Source organism: uncultured Clostridium sp. (genome assembly GCF_937920395.1).
Taxonomy (GTDB): Bacteria; Bacillota; Clostridia; order Clostridiales; family Clostridiaceae; genus Clostridium_AD.
Window position 1 is genome coordinate 1 of record NZ_CALEVF010000383.1, and the last position, 22384, is coordinate 22384.

The 22384-nt window shown below is 31.9% G+C and carries 17 protein-coding genes; all 17 read right to left on the reverse strand.

Going from position 1 to position 22384, the window contains the following annotated elements; genetic code table 11:
- On the reverse strand, positions 1-1312 hold a 1312-nt coding region (dnaE, locus tag Q0649_RS22335), incomplete at its 3' end, for a DNA polymerase III subunit alpha (RefSeq protein ID WP_298847122.1).
- 39 nt (positions 1313-1351) lie between these two features.
- Positions 1352-2656, reverse strand: a complete 1305-nt coding sequence (locus tag Q0649_RS22340) for a DRTGG domain-containing protein (RefSeq protein WP_298847124.1) — start codon at positions 2654-2656, stop codon at positions 1352-1354.
- Positions 2657-2663: 7 nt separating this feature from the next.
- Entirely contained in the window at positions 2664-3614 is a 951-nt protein-coding gene (gene whiA, locus Q0649_RS22345; RefSeq protein ID WP_298847126.1) for a DNA-binding protein WhiA, read from the reverse strand.
- Between the two features lie 4 nt (positions 3615-3618).
- On the reverse strand, positions 3619-4956 hold the full coding sequence (gene yvcK / locus Q0649_RS22350; RefSeq protein ID WP_298847128.1) for a YvcK family protein: 1338 nt from the start codon (positions 4954-4956) through the stop codon (positions 3619-3621).
- Positions 4953-5837: an RNase adapter RapZ gene (gene rapZ / locus Q0649_RS22355; RefSeq protein ID WP_298847130.1), complete on the reverse strand. Its 885-nt coding sequence runs from the start codon at positions 5835-5837 to the stop codon at positions 4953-4955. The genes yvcK and rapZ overlap by 4 nt, the downstream gene beginning before the upstream one ends.
- Positions 5838-6096: 259 nt before the next feature.
- Complete coding sequence (gene murB / locus Q0649_RS22360; RefSeq protein WP_298847132.1) at positions 6097-7041, reverse strand: UDP-N-acetylmuramate dehydrogenase; 945 nt, start codon at positions 7039-7041, stop codon at positions 6097-6099.
- A gap of 158 nt (positions 7042-7199) precedes the next feature.
- Positions 7200-9065: an excinuclease ABC subunit UvrC gene (gene uvrC, locus Q0649_RS22365; protein WP_298847135.1), complete on the reverse strand. Its 1866-nt coding sequence runs from the start codon at positions 9063-9065 to the stop codon at positions 7200-7202.
- A 281-nt stretch (positions 9066-9346) separates the two neighbouring features.
- Positions 9347-10771: a penicillin-binding protein 2 gene (locus tag Q0649_RS22370; protein WP_298847138.1), complete on the reverse strand. Its 1425-nt coding sequence runs from the start codon at positions 10769-10771 to the stop codon at positions 9347-9349.
- Positions 10764-12008, reverse strand: a complete 1245-nt coding sequence (locus Q0649_RS22375) for an FtsW/RodA/SpoVE family cell cycle protein (protein ID WP_298847141.1) — start codon at positions 12006-12008, stop codon at positions 10764-10766. Before Q0649_RS22375 ends, Q0649_RS22370 begins: the two co-directional genes overlap by 8 nt.
- A 26-nt stretch (positions 12009-12034) precedes the next feature.
- Complete coding sequence (locus tag Q0649_RS22380; protein WP_298847144.1) at positions 12035-12463, reverse strand: FHA domain-containing protein; 429 nt, start codon at positions 12461-12463, stop codon at positions 12035-12037.
- Between the two features lie 67 nt (positions 12464-12530).
- The gene (gene uvrA / locus Q0649_RS22385; protein ID WP_298847148.1) at positions 12531-15353 is read right to left on the reverse strand and encodes an excinuclease ABC subunit UvrA; all 2823 of its coding nucleotides are present in this window, start codon (positions 15351-15353) and stop codon (positions 12531-12533) included.
- A gap of 53 nt (positions 15354-15406) precedes the next feature.
- Positions 15407-17392 (reverse strand): excinuclease ABC subunit UvrB, encoded by a 1986-nt coding sequence (uvrB, locus tag Q0649_RS22390; protein WP_298847150.1) that lies wholly within the window; start codon positions 17390-17392, stop codon positions 15407-15409.
- A 274-nt stretch (positions 17393-17666) separates the two neighbouring features.
- Positions 17667-18470: a lipid II flippase Amj family protein gene (locus Q0649_RS22395; RefSeq protein WP_298847151.1), complete on the reverse strand. Its 804-nt coding sequence runs from the start codon at positions 18468-18470 to the stop codon at positions 17667-17669.
- A 201-nt stretch (positions 18471-18671) separates the two neighbouring features.
- Positions 18672-19100 (reverse strand): hypothetical protein, encoded by a 429-nt coding sequence (locus Q0649_RS22400; protein WP_298847154.1) that lies wholly within the window; start codon positions 19098-19100, stop codon positions 18672-18674.
- Between the two features lie 92 nt (positions 19101-19192).
- On the reverse strand, positions 19193-20830 hold the full coding sequence (gene abc-f, locus Q0649_RS22405; protein ID WP_298847157.1) for a ribosomal protection-like ABC-F family protein: 1638 nt from the start codon (positions 20828-20830) through the stop codon (positions 19193-19195).
- A 578-nt stretch (positions 20831-21408) separates the two neighbouring features.
- On the reverse strand, positions 21409-22110 hold the full coding sequence (locus Q0649_RS22410) for a YjgB family protein (RefSeq protein WP_298847160.1): 702 nt from the start codon (positions 22108-22110) through the stop codon (positions 21409-21411).
- A gap of 29 nt (positions 22111-22139) precedes the next feature.
- Positions 22140-22384 (reverse strand): GH25 family lysozyme (locus Q0649_RS22415; protein ID WP_298847163.1); only part of this gene is annotated, 245 nt, incomplete at its 5' end.

Consider the following 22384-nt stretch of genomic DNA (forward strand, 5'->3'; position numbering starts at 1 on the left):
CATAACAAAAATCCGAATCTATATCTGGCATTGATACTCTTTCTGGATTTAAGAACCGTTCAAAAATAAGGCTATATTTAATAGGATCAATCTTTGTTATATCTAAAGTATAAGCAACTATTGAACCTGCCGCAGACCCACGCCCAGGACCTGTTGGAATTTCATGATCTATTGCAAACTTGATAAAATCCCATACTATAAGAAAATAATCTACATATCCCATTTGTTTTATTATATTAAGTTCATATTCAAGTCTATCCACATACAACTTAGCAGTTGGATTGGCCCCTGCTATTTTATTTATGGACTCTATAGAGAATCCATCAGTAAGTACAGCACTAAACTCCTCATATCTAGGAGCTAGGCCAGCGTAGCAGTGTTCTCTTAGAAATTCATAAGGATCTACACCCTGGGGCAATGGAAACCTTGGAAGTTTAGATACATGAAATTCATAATCAAAATTACACATCTCGGCTATTTTAACTGTATTGCTAAGTGCCTCTGGAACATACGCAAAAGTCTTTTGCATCTCTTCAGGAGACTTTAAGTAAAACTGATCTGATGGATATCTCATTCTATTTTCATCATCAACAGTTTTTGCTGTTTGAATACACAAAAGAATATCATGAGCCTTTGAATCCTCTTGCATTATGTAATGAGTATCATTTGTACAAATTAGTGGAATTCCTGTATCCTTTGATAATTTAACCAAGAGTTCATTAACCTTAAACTGGTCTTGCATACCATGATATTGAAGCTCCAAATAATAGCCATCCTTGAATATATCTCTATATTTCAATGCTATTTCCTTAGCTTTTTCATAATTATCTCGTAAAAGAAGGCTTTGAACTTCACCACCAAGACAAGCACTACTAGCAATTATTCCTTCACTATACTTTGATAGAAATTCATAATCAACCCTCGGTTTATAATAAAAACCCCTAATGGACGCTGCTGATACTATCTGCATCAAATTTTGATAACCCTTAGCATTCTTAACTAAAAGTATTAAATGGTGGGTAGCATTATCCCTGTCTGGTTGCTTTATATTCATAGATTTAGCCGCAACATATACTTCACAACCGATAATAGGTTTGATTCCTTGTTCTTTCGCTTGTTTATAAAATTCTACGCATCCATACATTACTCCATGGTCTGTTATAGCAATACTTTTCATACCTAACTCTTTGGTTTTAGCTATAAGCTCTTTAATCTTTCCCGAACCATCAAGAAGGCTATACTCTGTATGCACATGAAGATGTACAAAACTCCCTAAATCTTCTTTTTCTTTTGTCCTTAGTTCTTCAGTCATTTTTTCACTTCCCCTCAAACCATAAATTATATAAACATATTATTTACCAAATATTTTGGCTGAAATCATAGACTTTGCAATAGGCTCATTATTCTTATTGTACATGTTTATTTCTACCTTAGAAAAACTCCTACCTTTATCAATGATTTTTGCATACACATCTATATCACTACCCATTTGCACAGGTTTCATAAAATACGACATAATACTATCTACTGAGATGTTAATATTATTATTCTGCCTTAATGACATAATCCCCATAGTTGATAAGAGCATATTTAGTGAACTCCAAGAAGCCGTTCCAAAAGGATCTAACATCTGTGGTATGATTTGACCATTAAAATGCAAACTATTCTCCTCGTGTACACATGTAAAATTCATTAAAATAAGGTCTTCTAAAGTTTCAGCAACTTGTGGTTGCCTAAGTGCAAACTCCATTGCTTTTATAACATGTTCTATAGTTAGAACCCCTACAAGTTTTTTCCTATCAACCACAGGACAAATTTTAATTCCATCCCAACCCATAATATGAGCTGCATAAGCTATAGTTGTTTTAGGTGTTACACATACAGGGTTCTTATTCATAATTTTATTGATAAGTTCATCATCATCGTTACATCCTTGTAGATCTCTTAATGTAACTATCCCAATAATTTTCATGTTCTCATCAAGCACTGGATATCTCTCATGGTTAGTCTCTATCATTAGTTGCCTCCAAGTAGCAACAGTGTCAGTACCCATAAGACAAGTAGTATTAGTATCCATCACATCTTCAACTAAAATAATTTCCTTTTTGATCATAGTTTCATAAAGAGCTTTGTTTATCATGCTAGCCACTGTAAAACTATCATAAGTTGACGATAAAACAGGAATTCCTTTTTCATCCGCAAGTTTCTTTACCTCTTCACTACAATCAAAACCTCCAGTAATTAGTACTGCTGCCTCATTTTCAAGAGCAAGTTGTTGTGCTTCTTCTCTATTTCCAACAATAAGAAGGTACCCTGGTTTCAGATATCTAATTATTGATTCAACAGACATTGCTCCAATAATAAATTTATTTAAACTTTTATTTATCCCCTCTTTACCACCCAAAATAGTAGCATCAAGGATTCTTATAACTTCAGCATAAGTAAGACTATCAATATTTTTTTTATATACCTTCTCAACTCTTACTGTTCCAACTCTAGGAACGGTATTAACAATACCCATGTTCTCTGCTTCTTTTATCGCTCTATAGGATGTTCCATCACTAATACCTAGTTCAGAACTTATGCCTCTTACAGATATTTTGGTTCCAATTTGCAGCCCAAGTATATGATTAACTATCTCCTCATGCTTTGACATTATCTTCTTACCTTCCTTCTTTCCTTAATTCTTCAGCAATTTTTTCTATTCTTCTTAATCTATGATTAATACCAGATTTTCCTACTGGAGGTTCAAGTATTGCTCCAAGTTCTTTTAAAGATTCATCAGGATACTCAAGCCTCAACTCAGCTATTTCCCTCAAATTTTTGGGCAATCTCTTAAAACCTATTTCATTTTGTATTAATTTTATACTTTCTACTTGTCTAACTGATGCATTTACTGTTTTACTAAGATTAGCAGTTTCACAGTTCACAAGTCTATTCACATTATTTCGCATTTCTTTCATTATCCTTACATTTTCTAGAAATAGCAAAGAATTATGTGCTCCAATTATGTTAAGAAGATCAACAATTTGTTCACCTTCTTTAATATAAATAACAAAACTACTTTTTCTTTGTATTATTTTTGAAAATAATCCATAGCTATTAATAAGTGTGCTTAATTCCTGTGCATAATCACTATCATGAGTCACAAACTCAACATGGTAGTTCTTTTCAGGGTTACTAATACTTCCACCACCTAAAAAGGCCCCTCTTATATATTTACGTTTGCATTCCTCAGCATCAATTAACCTACTAGGTATAGTATAATCTATTGAAAAAAAGTTTTCATCCTCAAGGACTGCCACTTGCTTTAATAAGTCTTTAACACCCATTTCTTCTGTAATTATAACGACATATACATTTTTTTTCTTAAGTGAATTACTTCTCTTAACTAATAATCTAGCATGAATACCAAAATGTTCCTTTAACAATTTAAAGATAAGTCTTGCTATCGCAGGATTTTCAGTTGTTATTTGAAAATTTATTTGTTTGTTTGATCCAAGTCCAATAGTTCCACTAACCTTCATTATAGCCGCCATTTCAGCCATGGCCTCTTGCTTGCTCATATCTGTAAATCTACAAATTTCATTTTTAACCTTAGACGAAAATGACATTACTCTACTCCTTATTGCGTTTATTTTCCTTCAGGCTCTGTGATAAATAAAAGTATTCAACTATTTTCTTTTTATCGTTAAAGAACTTTTTCTCCATAATTGTTTCTATTAATATGGTTGCAAGCTTATCCGTATCATGTCTTATATGATCTTTCCCTACTTTAACAAAATTACTTTTAATTACCCCTATGCCGTGTTTTTTAATTTCCTCTTCATTTACAATAACCATATTTGAATTATCAATATGATATTTCAGTTCTAGTTCACTACTTATTTTCCCTGTATTCACCAAAACATAATCAACGACTTTGCCTTTAGCGTGTCTATTTATAGCCTTAATATGATCACTAACACTATAATTGTCACTCTCACCCGGTTGGGTCATTATATTTGACACATAAATTCTTATAGCTTTTGTCTTATACAATGCATTTCTTATTTCTTTTACTAGTAGATTAGGAATAATACTAGTGTAAAGACTTCCCGGGCCTAAAATTACTGCATCCGCTTCACCTATAGCAACTAACGCTTCCTTAAGTGCCCTAGCATCTTTAGGTTCTATAAAGACTTCATCAATAGGACTCTTATTCTCTATTACACCTTTAGGAATATTAGATTCTCCATCAATTATATTCCCATTTTTAAGCTTCGCCTTTAATGTCATATTATCTAAAGTAACTGGTATAACCCTACCCGTTACCGCTAGTACAGAACTCATTTTCTGTACAGCTTCCTCAAAATTGTTAGAAATTCCATCCATCGCTGCTAAAAACAAATTACCAAAACTCTGATCCTTTAATCTTCCATCTTTAAATCTATATTGTAATAATTCATCCATTAATGGTTCTGTATCTGCTAAAGCTAAAATACAATTTCTAATATCTCCAGGAGGAAGGATTCCTAAATCATCTCTTAAAACACCTGATCCCCCACCATCATCTGCAACTGTAACTATTGCTGTTATATTATTAGTATATTTTTTAAGACCTCTAAGCATTGTAGATAAGCCGGTGCCTCCACCAATCACTACAATCTTAGGTCCCTTTACAAGTACTCTCTTTTCATATATCAAATCTTCCAATTTTGTTGAACTTATATCAACATCAACACTACCTGTGTTAATCAATATAACAAAGAATTTTATAACTTGCATTATAGCAAGATATATGGTCAAAGCTCCAAACACTATAATCAGTGCTGCTAGAGCCATTTTTGACATAGAGTGGTAATGTTTATTTATTAGTTCGACAACTCCAAATACTAAAATAGAAGCACCTACAATACCTAGAAGAATCCACCTTTTTATATTAATCCCAGGCTTCAACAAATTCTTTAGCATCATAGCTTACCATCACCTCTATTTACATCTTCATTTATGTCCCTATGATCTATATTAACGTTATATCCATTATGCTTAAGGATTTCATAAATTCTATTTGCTATAGCAACAGATCTATGTCTTCCCCCTGTACATCCTATGGAAACTATAAGTTGTCTTTTTCCTTCTTTTTTATAATTCGGGATAAGGAACTGTAACATATCTTGAAGTTTTTCTATAAATACTTTAGTCCCCTCAAAATCTAATACATAATCTCGAACCGGTTGGTCATTGCCTGAATACTTCTTAAGTTCTGGAATATAAAAAGGGTTTGGCAAAAATCTAACATCAAATACCAAATCGGAATCCACAGGAATACCATATTTAAATCCAAACGAAACCACAGTTATAACAAGTTTAGTTTCTATTTGCCCTTCCTCACCATAAATATTATTTATTTCTTCTGTAAGTTCTCTTGCAGAAAGCTTAGATGTATTAATTATATGGTCGGCACGCTCACGAACATCCTTAAGTTTTCGTCTTTCAGTTTCAATTCCATTTACAACTCTTCCCTCTGGTGCTAGAGGATGTTTACGCCTTGACTCTTTATATCTTTTAATAAGCACTTTATCTGAAGCCTCTAAAAATAATATTTCATACTCATATCCTTCATCTCTTAGATACGTTAAGCTTTCAAACAAATCATCAAAAAACTTTCCACCACGAATATCTATAACTAAAGCAATTCTGTCAATATTACCATTAGATTGATAACATGCCTCAGCAAATTTGGGAATTAGAACTGGTGGCAAATTATCCACACAAAAGAATCCCAGATCCTCAAGATTTCTTACCGTCTGTGTTTTTCCAGCACCTGATAACCCTGTCAATATAACAAATCTCATTAAAAAAAACCCCCTCTACAAAATCAAGAATTTCTATTATACCAAATATTTTATTATTACTAATAATATTTCAATATTATCAATTATTCGCCTTAAATGCTTGTCTACTTAGTTGTACTAATACAGTTTCATTTTTAATTATAACACAAATAATCATAATTATAGATATGTAAATATAAAAAAAATGCACAACATTTTGTCTTATTGTGCATTTTAAAATCATATTTATTTTATCGTTTTTTAATTATTCATAAAAAGATCATTGATTTAACGAAATTTCAGAAGACTCTTTGTCCTCTCCCCATATCTTTACCTCGGTATCAAGCTTTACACCAAACTTCTCTTGTACTTCATCTTGTACAAGCTTGATTAAATCCAAAATATCTGTTGCACTTGCATTCTTTTTATTAATAATAAAACCTGAATGTTTAACAGACACTTCTGCATCACCAACATGAGTACCTTTCAAATTTGAATCTTGTATAAGCACACTTGCGTAGTGCCCCTCAGGTCTTTTAAACGTACTTCCTGCTGATGCATATTCTAAAGGTTGTTTATCACTTCTTTTTTTTGCAAGGTCATCCATTCTAGCTTTTATAACTGCCTTGTCACCTGGCTCTAGCTTAAGAGTAACACTTATCACTGTATATCCATGTTTAAGAACAGCGCTACTCCTGTAAGAAAGCTCCATCTCATCTTTTTCTATAGTTAATAATTCTCCATCCTTGTCTATTGCAAGTATGCTATCTAGAACCATAGACATTTCGCCATTATATGCTCCTGCATTCATAGCAGCTGCGCCACCAATGCTACCTGGTATTCCATTAGCAAATTCAATACCTTTAAGCCCACTATCTAATGCTGACATTGTAACATCATATAAGCTAGCTCCGCTTTGAGCTGTTATTTCATTTCCATCAACCTCAATTTTATTAAGATTACATAGTTTTATAACAACGCCGCGAATTCCACCGTCCTTAACTAATAAATTAGAACCTTTTCCTATTAAAAAATAGTTAACCTTATATTTTTTGCATATTTTTATTAAAGCTTGAACTTCCAGGACATCATTTGGTGTTACCAAAATATCAGCCGGTCCACCCACTCTAAAAGAAGTATGGTTTTCCATTAGTTCATCCACCATTATATTAGCATTATCTGTCACTTTATTTATTTGTTTAAGTATTTCCGTATATGATTTCATCATTCTACTCCTTGAAAATATTAATATATTTATAATCTTACACAACATAATATAAATAATATTTATATTATGTAAGTTATAGTTCCTTTAGTTTAACCTTTTTACTAAGATATTTCAACCGTTTAAATTTTTGATGTACATAAGTATTACGTCTAAGGTCATTTATTGTTTTTAAAATATTCTATAACACACTGGGTTGACTTACTGTCCATAGATGGTGTATCCATTAGTTCTTTTGTACTAGCGCCTTTTATATTATCGATACTACCAAACTTTTTAAGTAGCTCTCTTCTTCTCTTTTCACCTATATTAGGTATGTTGTCTAGCACAGAATATAATGTTCTTTTATCCCTAAGCGTTCTATGATAAGTAATTGCAAATCTATGAACCTCATCTTGCACTCTAGTAATCAAGTGCATACTTTGGGAATTACTTTTCATAAATAGTTCTATATTATTATATATTAACCCTCTAGTTTTGTGTCTATCATCCTTGACCATTCCACATACTGGTATATCGATATTGAGGTTATTTAAAACCTCAAGAGCCACATTAACTTGGCCTTTTCCACCATCCATAAGAATTAAATCCGGAAACACACAAAACTTGCCTTTACTAAGTTCTAAATTTCTCTCTTTTATTCTCTTCACCTCATCAAGGCCTCGACGAAATCTTCGTTCTAAAATTTCTCGCATACTGTCATAATCATTTGCACCTATTACTGACTTTATCTTAAACCTTCTGTAATCGCTGCTTTTAGGCTTTCCTCCTTCAAAAACCACCATACTCCCTACAGAATCTACCCCCATTATATTTGAGATATCATATGCTTCGATTCTATCAGGTATTTCATCAAGTTTTAATAATTCTGTAATCTCCTGCATTGCAATTTTATGAATTTCCTTATCCTGCATATCTTTCAATTTAAAATTCTCAAGAGTTATCTTAGCATTGTTTGCTACCATCTCTAAAGTCTTTTTCTTTTCTCCCTTTTGAGGAATCTTAATAATTACCTTTGAATCTTTTTTATCACTAAGCCACTGCTCAAGTATTTCTACCTCACTTATAAAAGGTACATAAATTGTTTTTGGAATAAATGCAGTCCCACCATAAAATCTCTTTATAAATTCTTCTATAAGTTCATTCCCTACATCCTCTGCTTCATCATTTAAAATAAAGTGTTCTCTACCTACAATCTTGCCATCTCGAAGGAAAAACACTTGAATACAAACATCTTTTTCATCAACATATAAATTAATGAAATCTTCATTTTCACAATTTCCTATAATAATCTTCTGTTTCTCATTTATTTTTTCTATAGCCATTATTTTATCCCGAAACACCACTGCTTTTTCAAACTCCAAAGCTTCCGATGCATTCTCCATTTTCCTTTTTAATTCATCCCTTATACTTTTATCTTTTCCTGTAAGTAGCTCCAAAGCACCTTTTATAATCTTTCCGTAATCTTCTTTACTAATATAGCCTGTACAAGGGGCTTTGCATAGTCCTATATGATAGTTCAAACATGGTCTATCATGCAGGACACCCTCTTTAATATTTCTTCTACATGTTCGAAGCGGAAATATTTGTTTTATAAGTTCAATGGTACTATATACAGCTGCGGAATCTGTGTATGGCCCAAAATATCTTCCTCCATCACTTGCAATATTTCTAGTTACAAATATCCTTGGAAACTCCTCATTAATAGTTATCTTTATAAATGGATAATGTTTATCATCTTTTAGCAAGATATTATATCTTGGGGTATATTTCTTAATAAGATTACACTCAAGAATCAAAGCTTCCATCTCTGAATCAGTCACTATATATTCAAATTCAGCTATATTTTTCACCATAGCCTTAACTTTTACGGAATGATTTTTTGATGCCTTAAAATACTGCCTTACTCTATTTTTTAATATCTTAGCTTTTCCAACGTATATTATCTCACCAAGATTATTTTTCATAAGATATACTCCTGGTGCATCTGGAAGAGTCTTTAGTTGATAATCAAAGTCAAACACAACAGCGTACCCCCTTTATGTTATATAATCATATTAACTTAAACATATATATTAAGAATTATACTTATACGTTTAAATTTCCCGGGCAATTTATTACAACTTACTACATATATTATTCATTCTATCTAATCATTCATTTTATACGTCATTATATCTAATTATACTACTAAATAAATTGTGACAGATAAAATATAAAGTCAAATATTATAATAATATTTGACTTTATATTTTATCCATTATGTTCATACTACACATTTCTTATAATCTACAATGTTATAGCTTTACTTCAAATAAGTTCTAATAAGTTCTCTAGTTATCTCAGCAGCTTTTACACCGCCTTGTCCGCCTTCCTCTACAATTACTGCTATCGCAATTTGAGGATCATTATAAGGTGCAAATCCAGTAAACCAAGCATGTGGTGCTTCTTGTTTACTTGGGTCATCATGGTCTGCAGTACCTGTTTTACCACTAACCACTATACCAGGAAGAGCTGCGCTAGCGCCTGTACCTTGAGCCACTACAGCCTTCATTAACCCCTTCATGATATCAGAATTGTTTTTTGTCATCACTTGTCCAAGTTGCTTAGGCTGCAAAGTTTCTATAGACTTACCCTTGCTACTTAATATTTCTTTAACAAGCATTGGTTCCATCATGAGACCACCATTAGCAACTGCACTCACAACTAATGCCATTTGCATAGGTGTAACTAGAACACCTGCCTGACCAATAGCACTCTGCGCAATATTACCTTTTTCATTGTTTTTATAACTTGGAAATACACTGTTTTCTACAGTTAAACCTATAGTTGGAATGTTTTTATTAAAATAAAATTCCTCAGCTGTTTCCTTTAGTTTATCATTTCCTAAATCAAGACCTAGTGACCCGAAAAATACATTACTAGAATGCATATAAGCAGATTTAAAATCTATATTACCAAAAGATTCACCATTATAATCTCCCAAAAGTCTTGTTCCATTGACAACTAAACTGCCATTATCATTTAAACTACTATTGTAAACATTTGCTATATTTTCTAAACCACTTGCTGCCGTAACAGTCTTAAATGTAGAACCCGGTGGATATAGCCCAGAAACTGCTCTATTAAGTAGTGGCATTTCCTTATTTGCATTTATGCTCTTCCATTCTGCAGCTAAATTATTAGGGTCATAAGATGGCGTCGATACCATAGCTAAAATTTCGCCAGTTTTAGGGTTCAACGCTACTATAGAGCCTCGATGATTACCTAAAAGCTCATATGCCTTATTTTGAAGTTTAGAATCAAGCGTAGTTCTTAAACCATTACCAACTTTTTGATCCTCATTTTTATTAAAAAACACAAATTTTGAAAGTACATCATCATCATTATTACCCATAAGTTGTGCGTCATATTTTTTTTCAAGACCAGAAAGCCCATAAATAGGGTCCATATAACCTATAGCATGTGCAAAAACTGTACCTTGCAAATATTGTTGTTTTTGAGATGTTTCACTCGTCTTCGTACTTTTTGTTAAAGCTAACATATTCCTGTCATAAATTGTTCCGCGTAGAACCTTATTTCTTTCTGCCCAAAGCCTTCTATTAAATGTACTAGCTACAGCTTTCTGACTATTAAACATATACGAATAAGATATGTAGGTAATCAAAGCAATAAATAATAATAAAAATACAAATAAGACTCTTTTTATATTTCCAACAAAATCATTCATAATTTTGACCGTCCTCCGAAATTTTTTGAAGTATACCTAGCGAGAAGAAAGTTATTAACATAGAACTTCCTCCAGCACTAATTAATGGCAGTGTTATACCCGTTAGTGGAATCGCTCCAACTACTCCTCCTACTATAACTAATACTTGAGCAGCTAGCATTGTACTATATCCCACCGCAAGTAGTCTAGTAAAATTATCCTTGCTATAAATAGGTACCCTCATACACCTGTAAAACAATAAAAAGTATAAAATAAGAATAGCAAATCCAGTAACAAGTCCCATTTCCTCACAAATAGCAGCAAAAATAAAATCTGTAGTAACTACTGGAACCATTCCAGGATGTCCAAGGCCAAGACCTGTTCCGAAAAGGCCTCCCGAGGCTATGGAAATTAAAGATTGTACTACCTGTAGTCCTTGATCGGTAGCATACTTCCATGGGTTACCCCAAATCATAAACCTCAGCCTCACATGTCCAAACATTTGATAACTTATGAATCCGCCTATTATAAATAGTACTAAACATATTAGGATATATTTAAAATTTGAAGTAGTAATATATAACATGGTTATTGATATAGCAAAAAATAGAAGGGCTGAACCCAAATCTTTTTGAACTACCATGAATCCAAGTGATATCATAACTACTATTCCAGGTTCAATTAAGGCCTTAAATTTAGAAATTTCTGAATTACCCTTTGTTTTTATTCCATAATACTGCAGCGATGATGCTAAATAAGCCACCAGTGATAATTTACCAAATTCTGTTGGTTGAAAAGTAAACCCCGCTATTTCTACCCAATTTTTAGAACCATTAGTTCTAGCTCCCATTATACTTCCCAATGACATAAGAATAAGAGTACATATCATATAAAAATATTTGTACTTTCCAAACTTACTTAAACTCGGGAAAAGAACTACAACCAAAATAAATACAGCAATTCCAACTGCATAAAAAATAACTTGTTTCATCGCAACTGTTGAGTCTAGCCTATATAACATTCCTATACCTATGACCGCCAATACATTTGAAAAAAGCAAAATGTATTTGTCCCCATCTGGATAAAATCTTCTTATTATAAAATGCGAAGATGCAAAAACAACACAAATTATTCCACCCATTACTAAAGCGTTTGTATCAAACTTATTTTTCCCAATCAAATACATATTCAAAAATAAAACTATACACAAAAGATAAGTATACCGCAGAAGCTTCTTCTCTTGTTTTATACTATCCATAATATCACCTCGTTTGCGCTCATAATTTACCCTATAACCCTAAATGTTGAAGTTCCTATTTTAATTACGTCACCTTTTTTTATATACACTGTATCCTTAACCGGTTTATTGTTCAGCATAGTACCATTTGTGCTTCTCAAATCCTGCAAAATATAATCTGTGTTTTTTAAATATATTCTTGCATGCTCAGAAGACACATATTTATCTCCCAGAATTAAAAGATTATCTGCCTTTCTACCGATTGTTAGTTGGTCATTTAATGGTATAACTGCTCCCACCCTTAAATTAAGATTATCTCCTCTATCAATAACTTCAAGACCCATAGTTTTCTTTCTAACTGGTTTCTTTTTTGCACCACCTTTTATGTCTTTATACATTATTCTCAATGCAAATATTATTATAATGTAAATAATCGCTATAATTGCATATTTCATAATCTTGCTTATCTCAGCCATAATGCACTTTCTCCTCTTTAAAAAATAATCAAAGGCTAGCATTCATTTTATGCTAGCCTTATATAAATTATAACATTTTTTTTAGATAATGTCCTGTATATGAATTTACATTTAAAGATATTTCTTTTGGTGTACCAGTGCATAAAATGCTTCCACCCTTGTCTCCACCCTCAGGTCCTAAGTCTATAACGTTGTCTGAACACTTTATAACATCTAGATTATGTTCAATTACAACAACTGTATTTCCTGAATCTACAAGTCTTTGAAGTATTATAATAAGTTTACTAACATCATCAATGTGAAGTCCTGTAGTAGGTTCATCTAAAATATAAAACGTCTTACCCGTACTTCTCTTAGATAATTCAGAAGCAAGTTTAATTCTCTGAGCCTCACCACCTGATAACTGAGTTGAAGGTTGACCGAGACGTATATAACCAAGACCAACATCCATTAATGTTTTAAGTTTACTATGAATTCTCGGAATATTCTCAAAAAACTTAACAGACTCTTCAACAGTCATATTTAAAATATCATCAATGTTTTTCCCCTTATACTTAACCTCTAAAGTTTCTCTGTTATATCTTTTTCCCTTGCAAACTTCGCAAGGAACATAAACATCAGATAAAAATTGCATTTCTATTTTGATTATTCCATCACCGTGGCAAGCTTCACATCTTCCACCCTTCACATTAAAGCTAAATCTTCCTGGTTTATATCCCCTTATTTTCGACTCAGAACTCATGGAGAAAACATCACGAATCACATCAAAAACGCCAGTATATGTAGCTGGGTTTGACCTTGGAGTACGCCCTATAGGCCCTTGGTCAATATTGATAATTTTATCTATATTTTCCCACCCTAAAATATCTTTATGAAGTCCAGGATTCTTTTTAGAATGATTCAATTTTTTATTAAGACCTTTAAATAAAATTTCATTTACCAAAGTACTCTTTCCAGAACCTGAAACACCAGTAACTGAAGTAAATACACCTAATGGAAAATCAACACTAACATTCTTTAAATTATTTTGCCTTGCATTAAGTATTTTTATGCAGTGGCCATTTGATCCTCTTGTTTTGCTTGGAATCTCAATCTTTTTCTTGCCACTTAAATATTGCCCTGTAATCGATCTTTCACAATTTTTTATATCTTCAATTGTGCCTGTAGCGACAATTTCTCCACCATGTTCACCAGCACCTGGGCCAACATCTACAATGAAATCTGATGCCTTCATAGTATCTTCATCATGTTCTACAACAATTACAGTATTTCCTATATCTCTTAAATGTTTTAATGTCTTTATAAGTTTATCATTATCCCTTTGATGAAGACCAATACTAGGTTCATCTAATATGTATAAAACGCCCATCAGACTAGACCCTATCTGAGTTGCAAGTCTTATTCTTTGTGCTTCTCCACCAGATAATGTTGCTGCTGATCTAGCTAAATTAAGATAATCAAGCCCAACATCCTTTAAAAAATTAAGTCTATCTTTTATCTCTTTAAATATTTGATTAGATATAATCTTATTTTTCTCTGATAATTTTATATCATTTAAAAATATAACTTCATCTATAATAGATAATTGACAAAATTCACTTATATTCTTACCACCAACTGTTACTGCAAGTACCTCAGGGCTTAACCTTGCACCCTTACACTTAGGACATGCATTGTCACCCATATATTGTTCTACATCTTTTTTTATATAGTCAGAAGAGGTTTCAAAATATCTTCTCTTTAAGTTATTTATAATACCTTCATATGAATGATTAAAAGTACCCGATCTATACTCCTTAACATAATTAACCTTAACTTTTTCACCATTTGTTCCATACAATAATATCTTAAGAATTTCTGGGTCATAATCCTCTATTGGTGTATCCAAACTAAATTTGTACTTTTCACTCAGAGCCCTTAATACTGAAAAAGTCCAGGAGTCTTCCTTAAGACTGCCTTCCCCAAAAGACATAACAGCTCCGCCTTTAATACTCTTACTTTTATCTGGTATTATGAGGTCCTCATCAATTTCCATAAGAGTACCAAGTCCATCACAATAATCGCACTTACCATAAGGAGCGTTAAAAGAAAACATCCTAGGGGCCAACTCCCCAATGCTAATACCACAATCTATACAAGCAAAATGTTCACTAAAAAGTATATCTTCACCATCGACAACACTTGCGATAGCAGTACCTTCTGCTAATTTTAATGCACTCTCTAAAGATTCGGTAAGTCTACTTCTTACTTCCTCTTTTACAGAAATTCTATCTATTACTATCTCTATATTATGTTTTTTAGTTTTTGTTAGTTTTATATCCTCTTCCATAAGTTCTACAGTAGTGCCATCTATTCTAGCACGCACAAAACCATTTTTTTTAATATTCTCTATTACCTTGGCATGTTCACCCTTTTTTCCCCTTATCACTGGAGCTAAAATTGAAATCTTAGTTTTTAGTGGCATCTCCATTATTCTATCCACCATTTGATCCACAGTCTGCTGAGTGATTTCCTTTCCGCACTTAGGACAATGTGGTATTCCAACCTTAGCATAAAGTAATCTCAAATAGTCATAGATTTCAGTTACAGTACCCACTGTAGAACGTGGATTCCTATTAGTAGTTTTCTGATCTATAGAAATAGCAGGTGATAACCCATCTATATATTCAACATCAGGCTTATCCATATTACCTAGAAACTGCCTTGCATAGGCAGATAATGACTCTACATATCGTCTTTGTCCCTCAGCATATAATGTATCAAAAGCAAGGGATGACTTACCAGATCCTGAAAGTCCAGTAAACACTATTAACTTGTCCCTTGGTATCTCCAAATCAACATTTTTTAAATTATGAACCTTAGCGCCTTTTATAAAAATCTTATCTCTCATGTTCTCCTCCTCAGTTACAAAACAATCAAACCAGAATATTCTCTCCATTAAATTTAAATGTCTTTAATCTGCTTTTTAAGTTTATAAATTATATCTCTAAGCTGAGCAGCCTTTTCAAAATGTAAATCCTTAGCTGCCTGCTTCATCTCATTTTCATACTTATCCATTAATTTCTTAGTTTCATCATAATTTGCTTCTTTAGCTGCTTCAAGAGATTCATATATCTCTTCATCCTCAGCTACCGTTATAGATCCTATTACATCTCTAATATCTTTTACAATAGTAGTTGGTACTATATCATGCTCTTCATTATATTCCATCTGAAGTTTACGTCTTCTTGTAGTTTCATCCATAGCCTTCTTCATAGACTTTGTAATTCTATCTGCATACATTATTACTCTACTCTCTGAATTTCTTGCAGCTCTTCCTATTGTTTGAATTAATGATGTTTCAGAACGTAAAAATCCTTCCTTATCTGCGTCAAGTATCGCAACAAGTGCAACCTCTGGAATATCTAATCCCTCTCTTAAAAGATTTATACCTACTAACACATCAAATGTGCCAAGCCTAAGATCCTGGATAATTTTCATTCTTTCTATTGTATCAATATCCGAATGCAAATAAGTTATTTTCATATCCATTTCTCTAAAGTATTTAGTCAAATCCTCTGACATTTTTTTAGTTAACGTTGTAACCAAAACTCTAAAGCCTTTTTTTATTGTGTCCTGAATGCTAGCATATAAATCATCTATTTGTCCTTTAACTGGCCTTATAACAATCTGCGGATCTAATAATCCTGTAGGTCTTATTACTTGTTCTGCAATGTTTTCACTATGTTCTTCCTCATAAGCACTTGGTGTTGCGCTTACAAATACTGTTTGATTCATACTTTCCTCAAACTCTGGAAAAGTTAATGGCCTATTATCATAAGCTGACTTAAGCCTAAAACCGTAATCTATTAAATTAGTTTTTCTTGATTTATCCCCACCAAACATAGCCTTAACCTGTGGAAGAGTTACATGACTCTCATCTATAAACATCAAGAAATCCTTTGGAAAATATTGCATCAATGTTTGAGGTGCTGTTCCGGCAGGTCTACCATCTAATATTCTAGAATAATTCTCTATACCAGTACAGTATCCAACCTCCCTCATCATTTCAATATCATAATTAGTTCTTTGCTTAAGTCTTTGCGCCTCTAAAAGTTTGTCTTCTGAAATAAGTTCCTTTAATCTCGCCTCAAGCTCCTGTTCTATTTGAGCTATACCAACCTCTAATTTATCCTTCGAGGTAGCAAAATGGGAAGCCGGGAAAATAGATACATGTTTACGGATTCCTATAGTTTCTCCTGTAAGAGCATCAAATGATCTTATTTTCTCTATTTCATCTCCAAAAAATTCTACCCTAATTCCCTCACTAGATGACGATGCAGGAAATATATCAATAGTGTCACCTCGCACTCTAAAAGTTCCACGAATAAAATTCATATCATTTCTTTCATACTGTATATCTACAAGATGTCTTATTACTTCATTTCTATCCTTTTCCATGCCTTCCCTAAGCGAAACCGTAAGCTTTTTATACTCCTCTGGATTACCAAGACCATAGATACATGAAACTGAAGCAACCACAATAACATCATTACGCTCAAGTAAAGCAGAAGTAGCTGAATGTCTTAATTTATCAATATCATCATTAACAGATGAATCTTTTTCTATAAATGTATCTGTCTGTGCAATATAAGCTTCTGGCTGATAATAATCATAATATGACACAAAATACTCAACACAATTGTCCGGGAAAAATTCCCTAAACTCTGAGCAAAGTTGCGCCGCTAAGATTTTATTATGAGCTAGCACCAAGGTAGGCTTTTGAACCCTTTCAATAATATTAGCCATAGTAAAAGTTTTACCTGAACCAGTTACCCCTTTAAGTGTCTGGAATTTGTCACCTGCTTCAATTCCTTTCACAAGGCTATCAATAGCCTGTGGTTGATCTCCAGTAGGTTTAAACTTTGAATGTAACTTAAACTCATACATAAAATCACCGCCTTGTTTATCATTATATGAACGTTTGTTCGTTACTTTATATTCTAACTATATCTTTTTAATATGTCAATATAGTATTTATTATTTTATATTAACTTAAGAATGTTTATCATTTACTATGATAACATCATTATGTACTATAATAGAGTTTTATTTAGCGATTTATTCTAGTAATTATTTACTGTATTTTATATGCTTTACAATAATACTAAATATGTACTAATAATAATTATTGTAAAAACTACTAAACCCACGCTCTTTAGTTTTAAATTAATTTTGCTATAAACGATATTACCTGCGCTGCTGGAATTAATAAAAACTGAGCTAATATTGTTCCTACTATTAATCCTCCAACAATAAAAATAATACATCTGTCAAACTGCATTTGACTACACTCTCCATTAATTACATCGTCAGTTAAAATTGATATAAATGGATCTATGAATATAACCATAAGTATTGTTGAACTGCCATTAATAACAGCTGATAATGTACTACAAGTGGTCCTTAAATCCGGGTTCAAACAACCTGCATACAATGATGCCAAAACACCAACAGTAGATATTGAAAAAGCTATAGAATTAAGCAAAATAATCTTTTTAGGCATTGCTTTGAAATTTTTAAGTTGTGCCAAATTTTCTTTTCTAGGTTTTGTAACGCTACTTTTAAACTGCTCTATTCCTGATTTTGAGAAAGCATGCAATAATAATTTAGGTATAGAACGATTAACACTAAACGATTCTACTACTTTTTCAAAAACCTTTATAAATGTTGGCATAAGTGCTGCACCAATAATAGTTGCAATTGTTGTAGAAAATAATATCCACCTAAAGGTAGATAATAAACTCTGAGGATTTCCTATTTTTATAGTACTCTCAATTGTTTTAGCAAGTAGTGGTGCTTGAATACTATTTGCAGTCCTAGACACCAACGCAAAAATATTAAATACTGCGAAAGATACTGCTATTCTCCCTGTTCTTACCCCTACAATTCTAACGGAATAAGCTAGCGTCGAAATTATAGAAATGATCATTGTAAGTATTAAAACTATTATTACTAGTGTAGACATTTAAATTCCCCCATCACTTTAGAATACAATTACATTTTAATTGTCATTATTTATAAACTTCATAATAACACATCTACCAAGTATATATTAGTTGTTAACCATCAAAATATAAAAAAAAAATAGGGTACCACGCCCCTATTCTATCACTTAGCATTTTATTTTATAATTCCTACAATATTAATATTGCATTCAAAAACTTCATTAGCTTTTCAATTTGAAATCTAAAAGTTTTGACAAATCATTTACATTTCCTTTGAAAGGGAAACAAAGTTGCTTATTATTATTTTCAAATACCATAAAAAATGGGTCCTCATGTTGTGGTATTATTATAAAAATATTATCAACAAGTGTATTCAGACATTTTCCCTCTAACCTAACAGCAGGATAAATCGGAACCTTCATTGCATACCCATCATCCGTAAGTGGTTTACTTTTTGGATATAAACTATCCACATCCTTTATCGAACTTAAAATCATATTATGAATTTCATCATTTAACTGAACTACCTTTACTACCTTATCTTGTTTTGGATCAAAAATTTGGATATATCTAAATTCTAAAGCAGAAGACACCGTTGAATGTAGCAACATAACAAACACAAACATAACTACTAATATTTTTTTCCTCATAAACATCACCCATTATTAATATTCCCATAATAAATTAAGTTATGTTACATTAAAATTTTTATTATCTCATATATTTTATTTTAATTAATCCACTAATCTAAGCTTTTAATATCTTTTAATTCCTTTATGAGTTCTTTATATTTTAAGTCTAATAATTCCACATTGTCTTTTTTACTTGGCATTGAAATTTTTCCTAAAACGTCTGAAATTTTATTTTCGATAATTAGCCTTCGATCCTTTTGATTAAAAACTTGTGGTTTATCATTTTGCTTTTCTACATATTCATCATATCCGCCACTAAAAGCGTCAATTTTATTGTTATTTATTATCATTAAATGATCCGCCACCTCACTTATAAATTTTCTATCATGAGAGACAAATAATATTGTACCTTTAAATTCTTTTAAAGCAGTTTCAATTGCCTCTGATGAGTAAATATCAAGATAATTTGTAGGTTCATCTAGAATTAGCATATTTATATCACTAGCAAATATTTTTGCAAAAGATACCTTTACTCTTTCCCCACCACTTAAAAGATTGATTTTTTTATGAATGTCCTCACCTCTAATCAAAAGTCTAGCCAACAATATCCGTACAAGAGTCTCATCATATACACTATCCTTAAGCACATTTTCAAGTATACTTTTTTCTTCATTAAGTATACTTAAATCTTGACTAAAGTAACCTATCTTTAGAGTACTAGAACTACTAATATTTGCGTCTTTCTCTATTATCATAGATATAAGTGTACTTTTGCCACAACCATTATTTCCAATTAAAGCGACCTTCCACCCATTACATACCTGAAAGTTTGCATTAACAAATATTTTTCTACTTCCAAAACTTTTGTTAATCCTGCTTCCTTTAATCAAAACTTTACTGTGTAATCTTTCAGTTTTCTGTATATCAACCTTTGTCATATATATATCTAAAGGTTTATCCTTTATTTCTAATTTCTCAAGCCTAGATTTAAGCGATGTCGCGTTATCTACATTCTTTTCCGCCTTTTGGTTTCCTAATCTATGAAGTCTTGCTTCAGAATTACCCATACGCTTAGGCGTTTTTCTCATACTATCTTTATGATGTTTTCTATCTACAATAGCTTCCTCAAGCCCTTTTTTTTCTCGTATAAACTTAGCATACTCAATGCTTTGTCTTTCCCTTTCTAATTGCTTGTGTTTTTTATAAAAACTGTAGTTTCCATTATATATTTTAATTTCCCCATTTTCTAACTCAATTATTTTATTACACAATTTATCTAAAAAAAATCTATCATGAGAAATCAGAACCAAAGCACCTTTATGGGCTAATAACTTTTCCTCTAAAAGTTTAATCCCTTCAATATCTAAATTAGATGTAGGTTCATCCGCAAAAATTATATTTGTTTTCCCACTTAAACTATTAGCAATCTTAAGTCTTGTCTTTTCCCCACCACTCATAAAACTGCTCTGATTTAATGGTACCTTAAACAAGCTAGCCACTTGAATGGAAGGCTTTTCATCAAAATTATAATCCAACTGAGTTATATAAGAATAACTACCATATATATTCACGTAACCTTCATCTGGAACTAGCTTCTTTGAAAGAATATCCATTAAAGTTGTTTTCCCAGTTCCATTAAGTCCTACAATTCCTATTTTTTCCTCAGAATTAATCTTTAAACTCTTAATGTCAAAAAGTAATCTATCACCAAAACTTTTTTTAATATTTCTTATTTGCAAAATTAACATAAAAAAACCCCTCCTTTTTTCCTGGAGAGGATAAAATTCGCACTAAAAAAACATATCAAAATAGTATTCTAAAGAATCCTTTACTAATACCAAAAAAATATAAACCTAGTGTACCTCTATCCCATCCAAAACTATAAAATTCCGCATTAAAAACAAACCCTTTAAAGGTTTAAATTTTCATGTAAATAAATTAGTCCATATAGATAAGATTAGATTCTCATTTCAGTCCACCATTTTCCTTTATTTAATATTGTATATTACCTATAATATTATACATAAAGTTACATTGTGTCAATACATAATATCTTCTTACAATCGTAACATATGAAAATTTATTTCTTTTCCAATATAAAAAACCAGTAGTTCCATTAATTAATGGCTCGGCCTTTCCCCCTAATGACTTGTTAAATATTACCTGAGTAACAAATATAAACGTAAAATAGCCCACACCTTAACTTAAGGCATGAGCTAGATTAAAGGTTTCTTGTCTCCTATTTTAATAATTAAAGAATTTTCACTTATAACATCATTTAATTTATTACCATCAACTGAACCTCAATTGGCTACCTCTTTAGATATCACCACTCTCGTCCAGAATCATTAGCCATTGAATTAACTGTGCCTTTAGGATATAGTACAGAATAGTGGTCAATTAGAGGATCACTATTGCTCTTTGATGAGTTGAATACCAGTAATAGTTTATACTCTTTACTTGCAATGTACCCAATAATTTCTTGACCATTAGCTTTTACATCATATGCAGGAGATCCCAAGGCCTTTTTTACCATAGAAAGAGAAACTTTGCTTATCTTATCGTCAAAAGTTCTGACTTCAAAAATTTGAGATCCTTTGTTAAATCCAAAAACTAGTTTGTATTTCGTAAACGTGGCATAATTTCCTTTAGCCTTTACTACATAATCGATTTTGTCTGCTTTTTCTAACTTTTCGTATACAGTATCAATATTAGTAGTTTTAGCAGGGAAATCAGAGTTAATGACTTTTCCTTGTTTTGCTAAGTTGAAAATGTTTGTAATAAGTGTTTTCTGAGAATCATTTTTTATATTTGAGGTATTATTAACAAGGTTACCTGCAGGTTGTTTAGTAGTTGACTTAGCTACAGTGGTACCTGTATTATTTGCTGTACTCTTAGTTGTACTATTGGCTGTATTATTTGTATTTTTAATTACAGCTTTGGGTGTGCTTGAGCATCCTACCATAATAGTTAAAATTAAGGCTGGTACTAGCAAAATTTTTAAGAACTTTTCAAGTATTGATATCATAATAATCCTCCTCTTTATTCTATTTTAATTTAAAATCCATTTAAATGAAGTAACTTTATTTGAGCTGAATAATCAACGAACGATGTATCCATATCCACGCTGGTATTTATTCCTTTTACTGTGCCAGTTGAACTATACTGCCACATTCTAACTATACCTGTATATGTAGTGGAATTCGCATACTGTGCCACCCAGTGATCATAAGAAGTAAGCATTTTGTCATCTAAAACTGATGTAAACCAGTACTTACTAGTATATATCATAGGATAGTATC

Bases quoted from the DNA above. Each gene is read 5' to 3' on its own strand.
- Q0649_RS22380 (WP_298847144.1), bottom strand. From the start codon at position 12,463: ATGGCTGAGATAAGCAAGATTATGAAATATGCAATTATAGCGATTATT.
- Q0649_RS22400 (WP_298847154.1), bottom strand. From the start codon at position 19,100: ATGAGGAAAAAAATATTAGTAGTTATGTTTGTGTTTGTTATGTTGCTA.
- yvcK (WP_298847128.1), bottom strand. From the start codon at position 4,956: ATGATGCTAAAGAATTTGTTGAAGCCTGGGATTAATATAAAAAGGTGG.
- Q0649_RS22375 (WP_298847141.1), bottom strand. From the start codon at position 12,008: ATGGATAGTATAAAACAAGAGAAGAAGCTTCTGCGGTATACTTATCTT.
- Q0649_RS22395 (WP_298847151.1), bottom strand. From the start codon at position 18,470: ATGTCTACACTAGTAATAATAGTTTTAATACTTACAATGATCATTTCT.
- Q0649_RS22410 (WP_298847160.1), bottom strand. From the start codon at position 22,110: ATGATATCAATACTTGAAAAGTTCTTAAAAATTTTGCTAGTACCAGCC.
- abc-f (WP_298847157.1), bottom strand. From the start codon at position 20,830: ATGTTAATTTTGCAAATAAGAAATATTAAAAAAAGTTTTGGTGATAGA.
- Q0649_RS22340 (WP_298847124.1), bottom strand. From the start codon at position 2,656: ATGTCAAAGCATGAGGAGATAGTTAATCATATACTTGGGCTGCAAATT.
- uvrA (WP_298847148.1), bottom strand. From the start codon at position 15,353: ATGAGAGATAAGATTTTTATAAAAGGCGCTAAGGTTCATAATTTAAAA.
- murB (WP_298847132.1), bottom strand. From the start codon at position 7,041: ATGAAATCATATACGGAAATACTTAAACAAATAAATAAAGTGACAGAT.
- Q0649_RS22370 (WP_298847138.1), bottom strand. From the start codon at position 10,771: ATGAATGATTTTGTTGGAAATATAAAAAGAGTCTTATTTGTATTTTTA.
- uvrB (WP_298847150.1), bottom strand. From the start codon at position 17,392: ATGTATGAGTTTAAGTTACATTCAAAGTTTAAACCTACTGGAGATCAA.
- rapZ (WP_298847130.1), bottom strand. From the start codon at position 5,837: ATGAGATTTGTTATATTGACAGGGTTATCAGGTGCTGGAAAAACACAG.
- whiA (WP_298847126.1), bottom strand. From the start codon at position 3,614: ATGTCATTTTCGTCTAAGGTTAAAAATGAAATTTGTAGATTTACAGAT.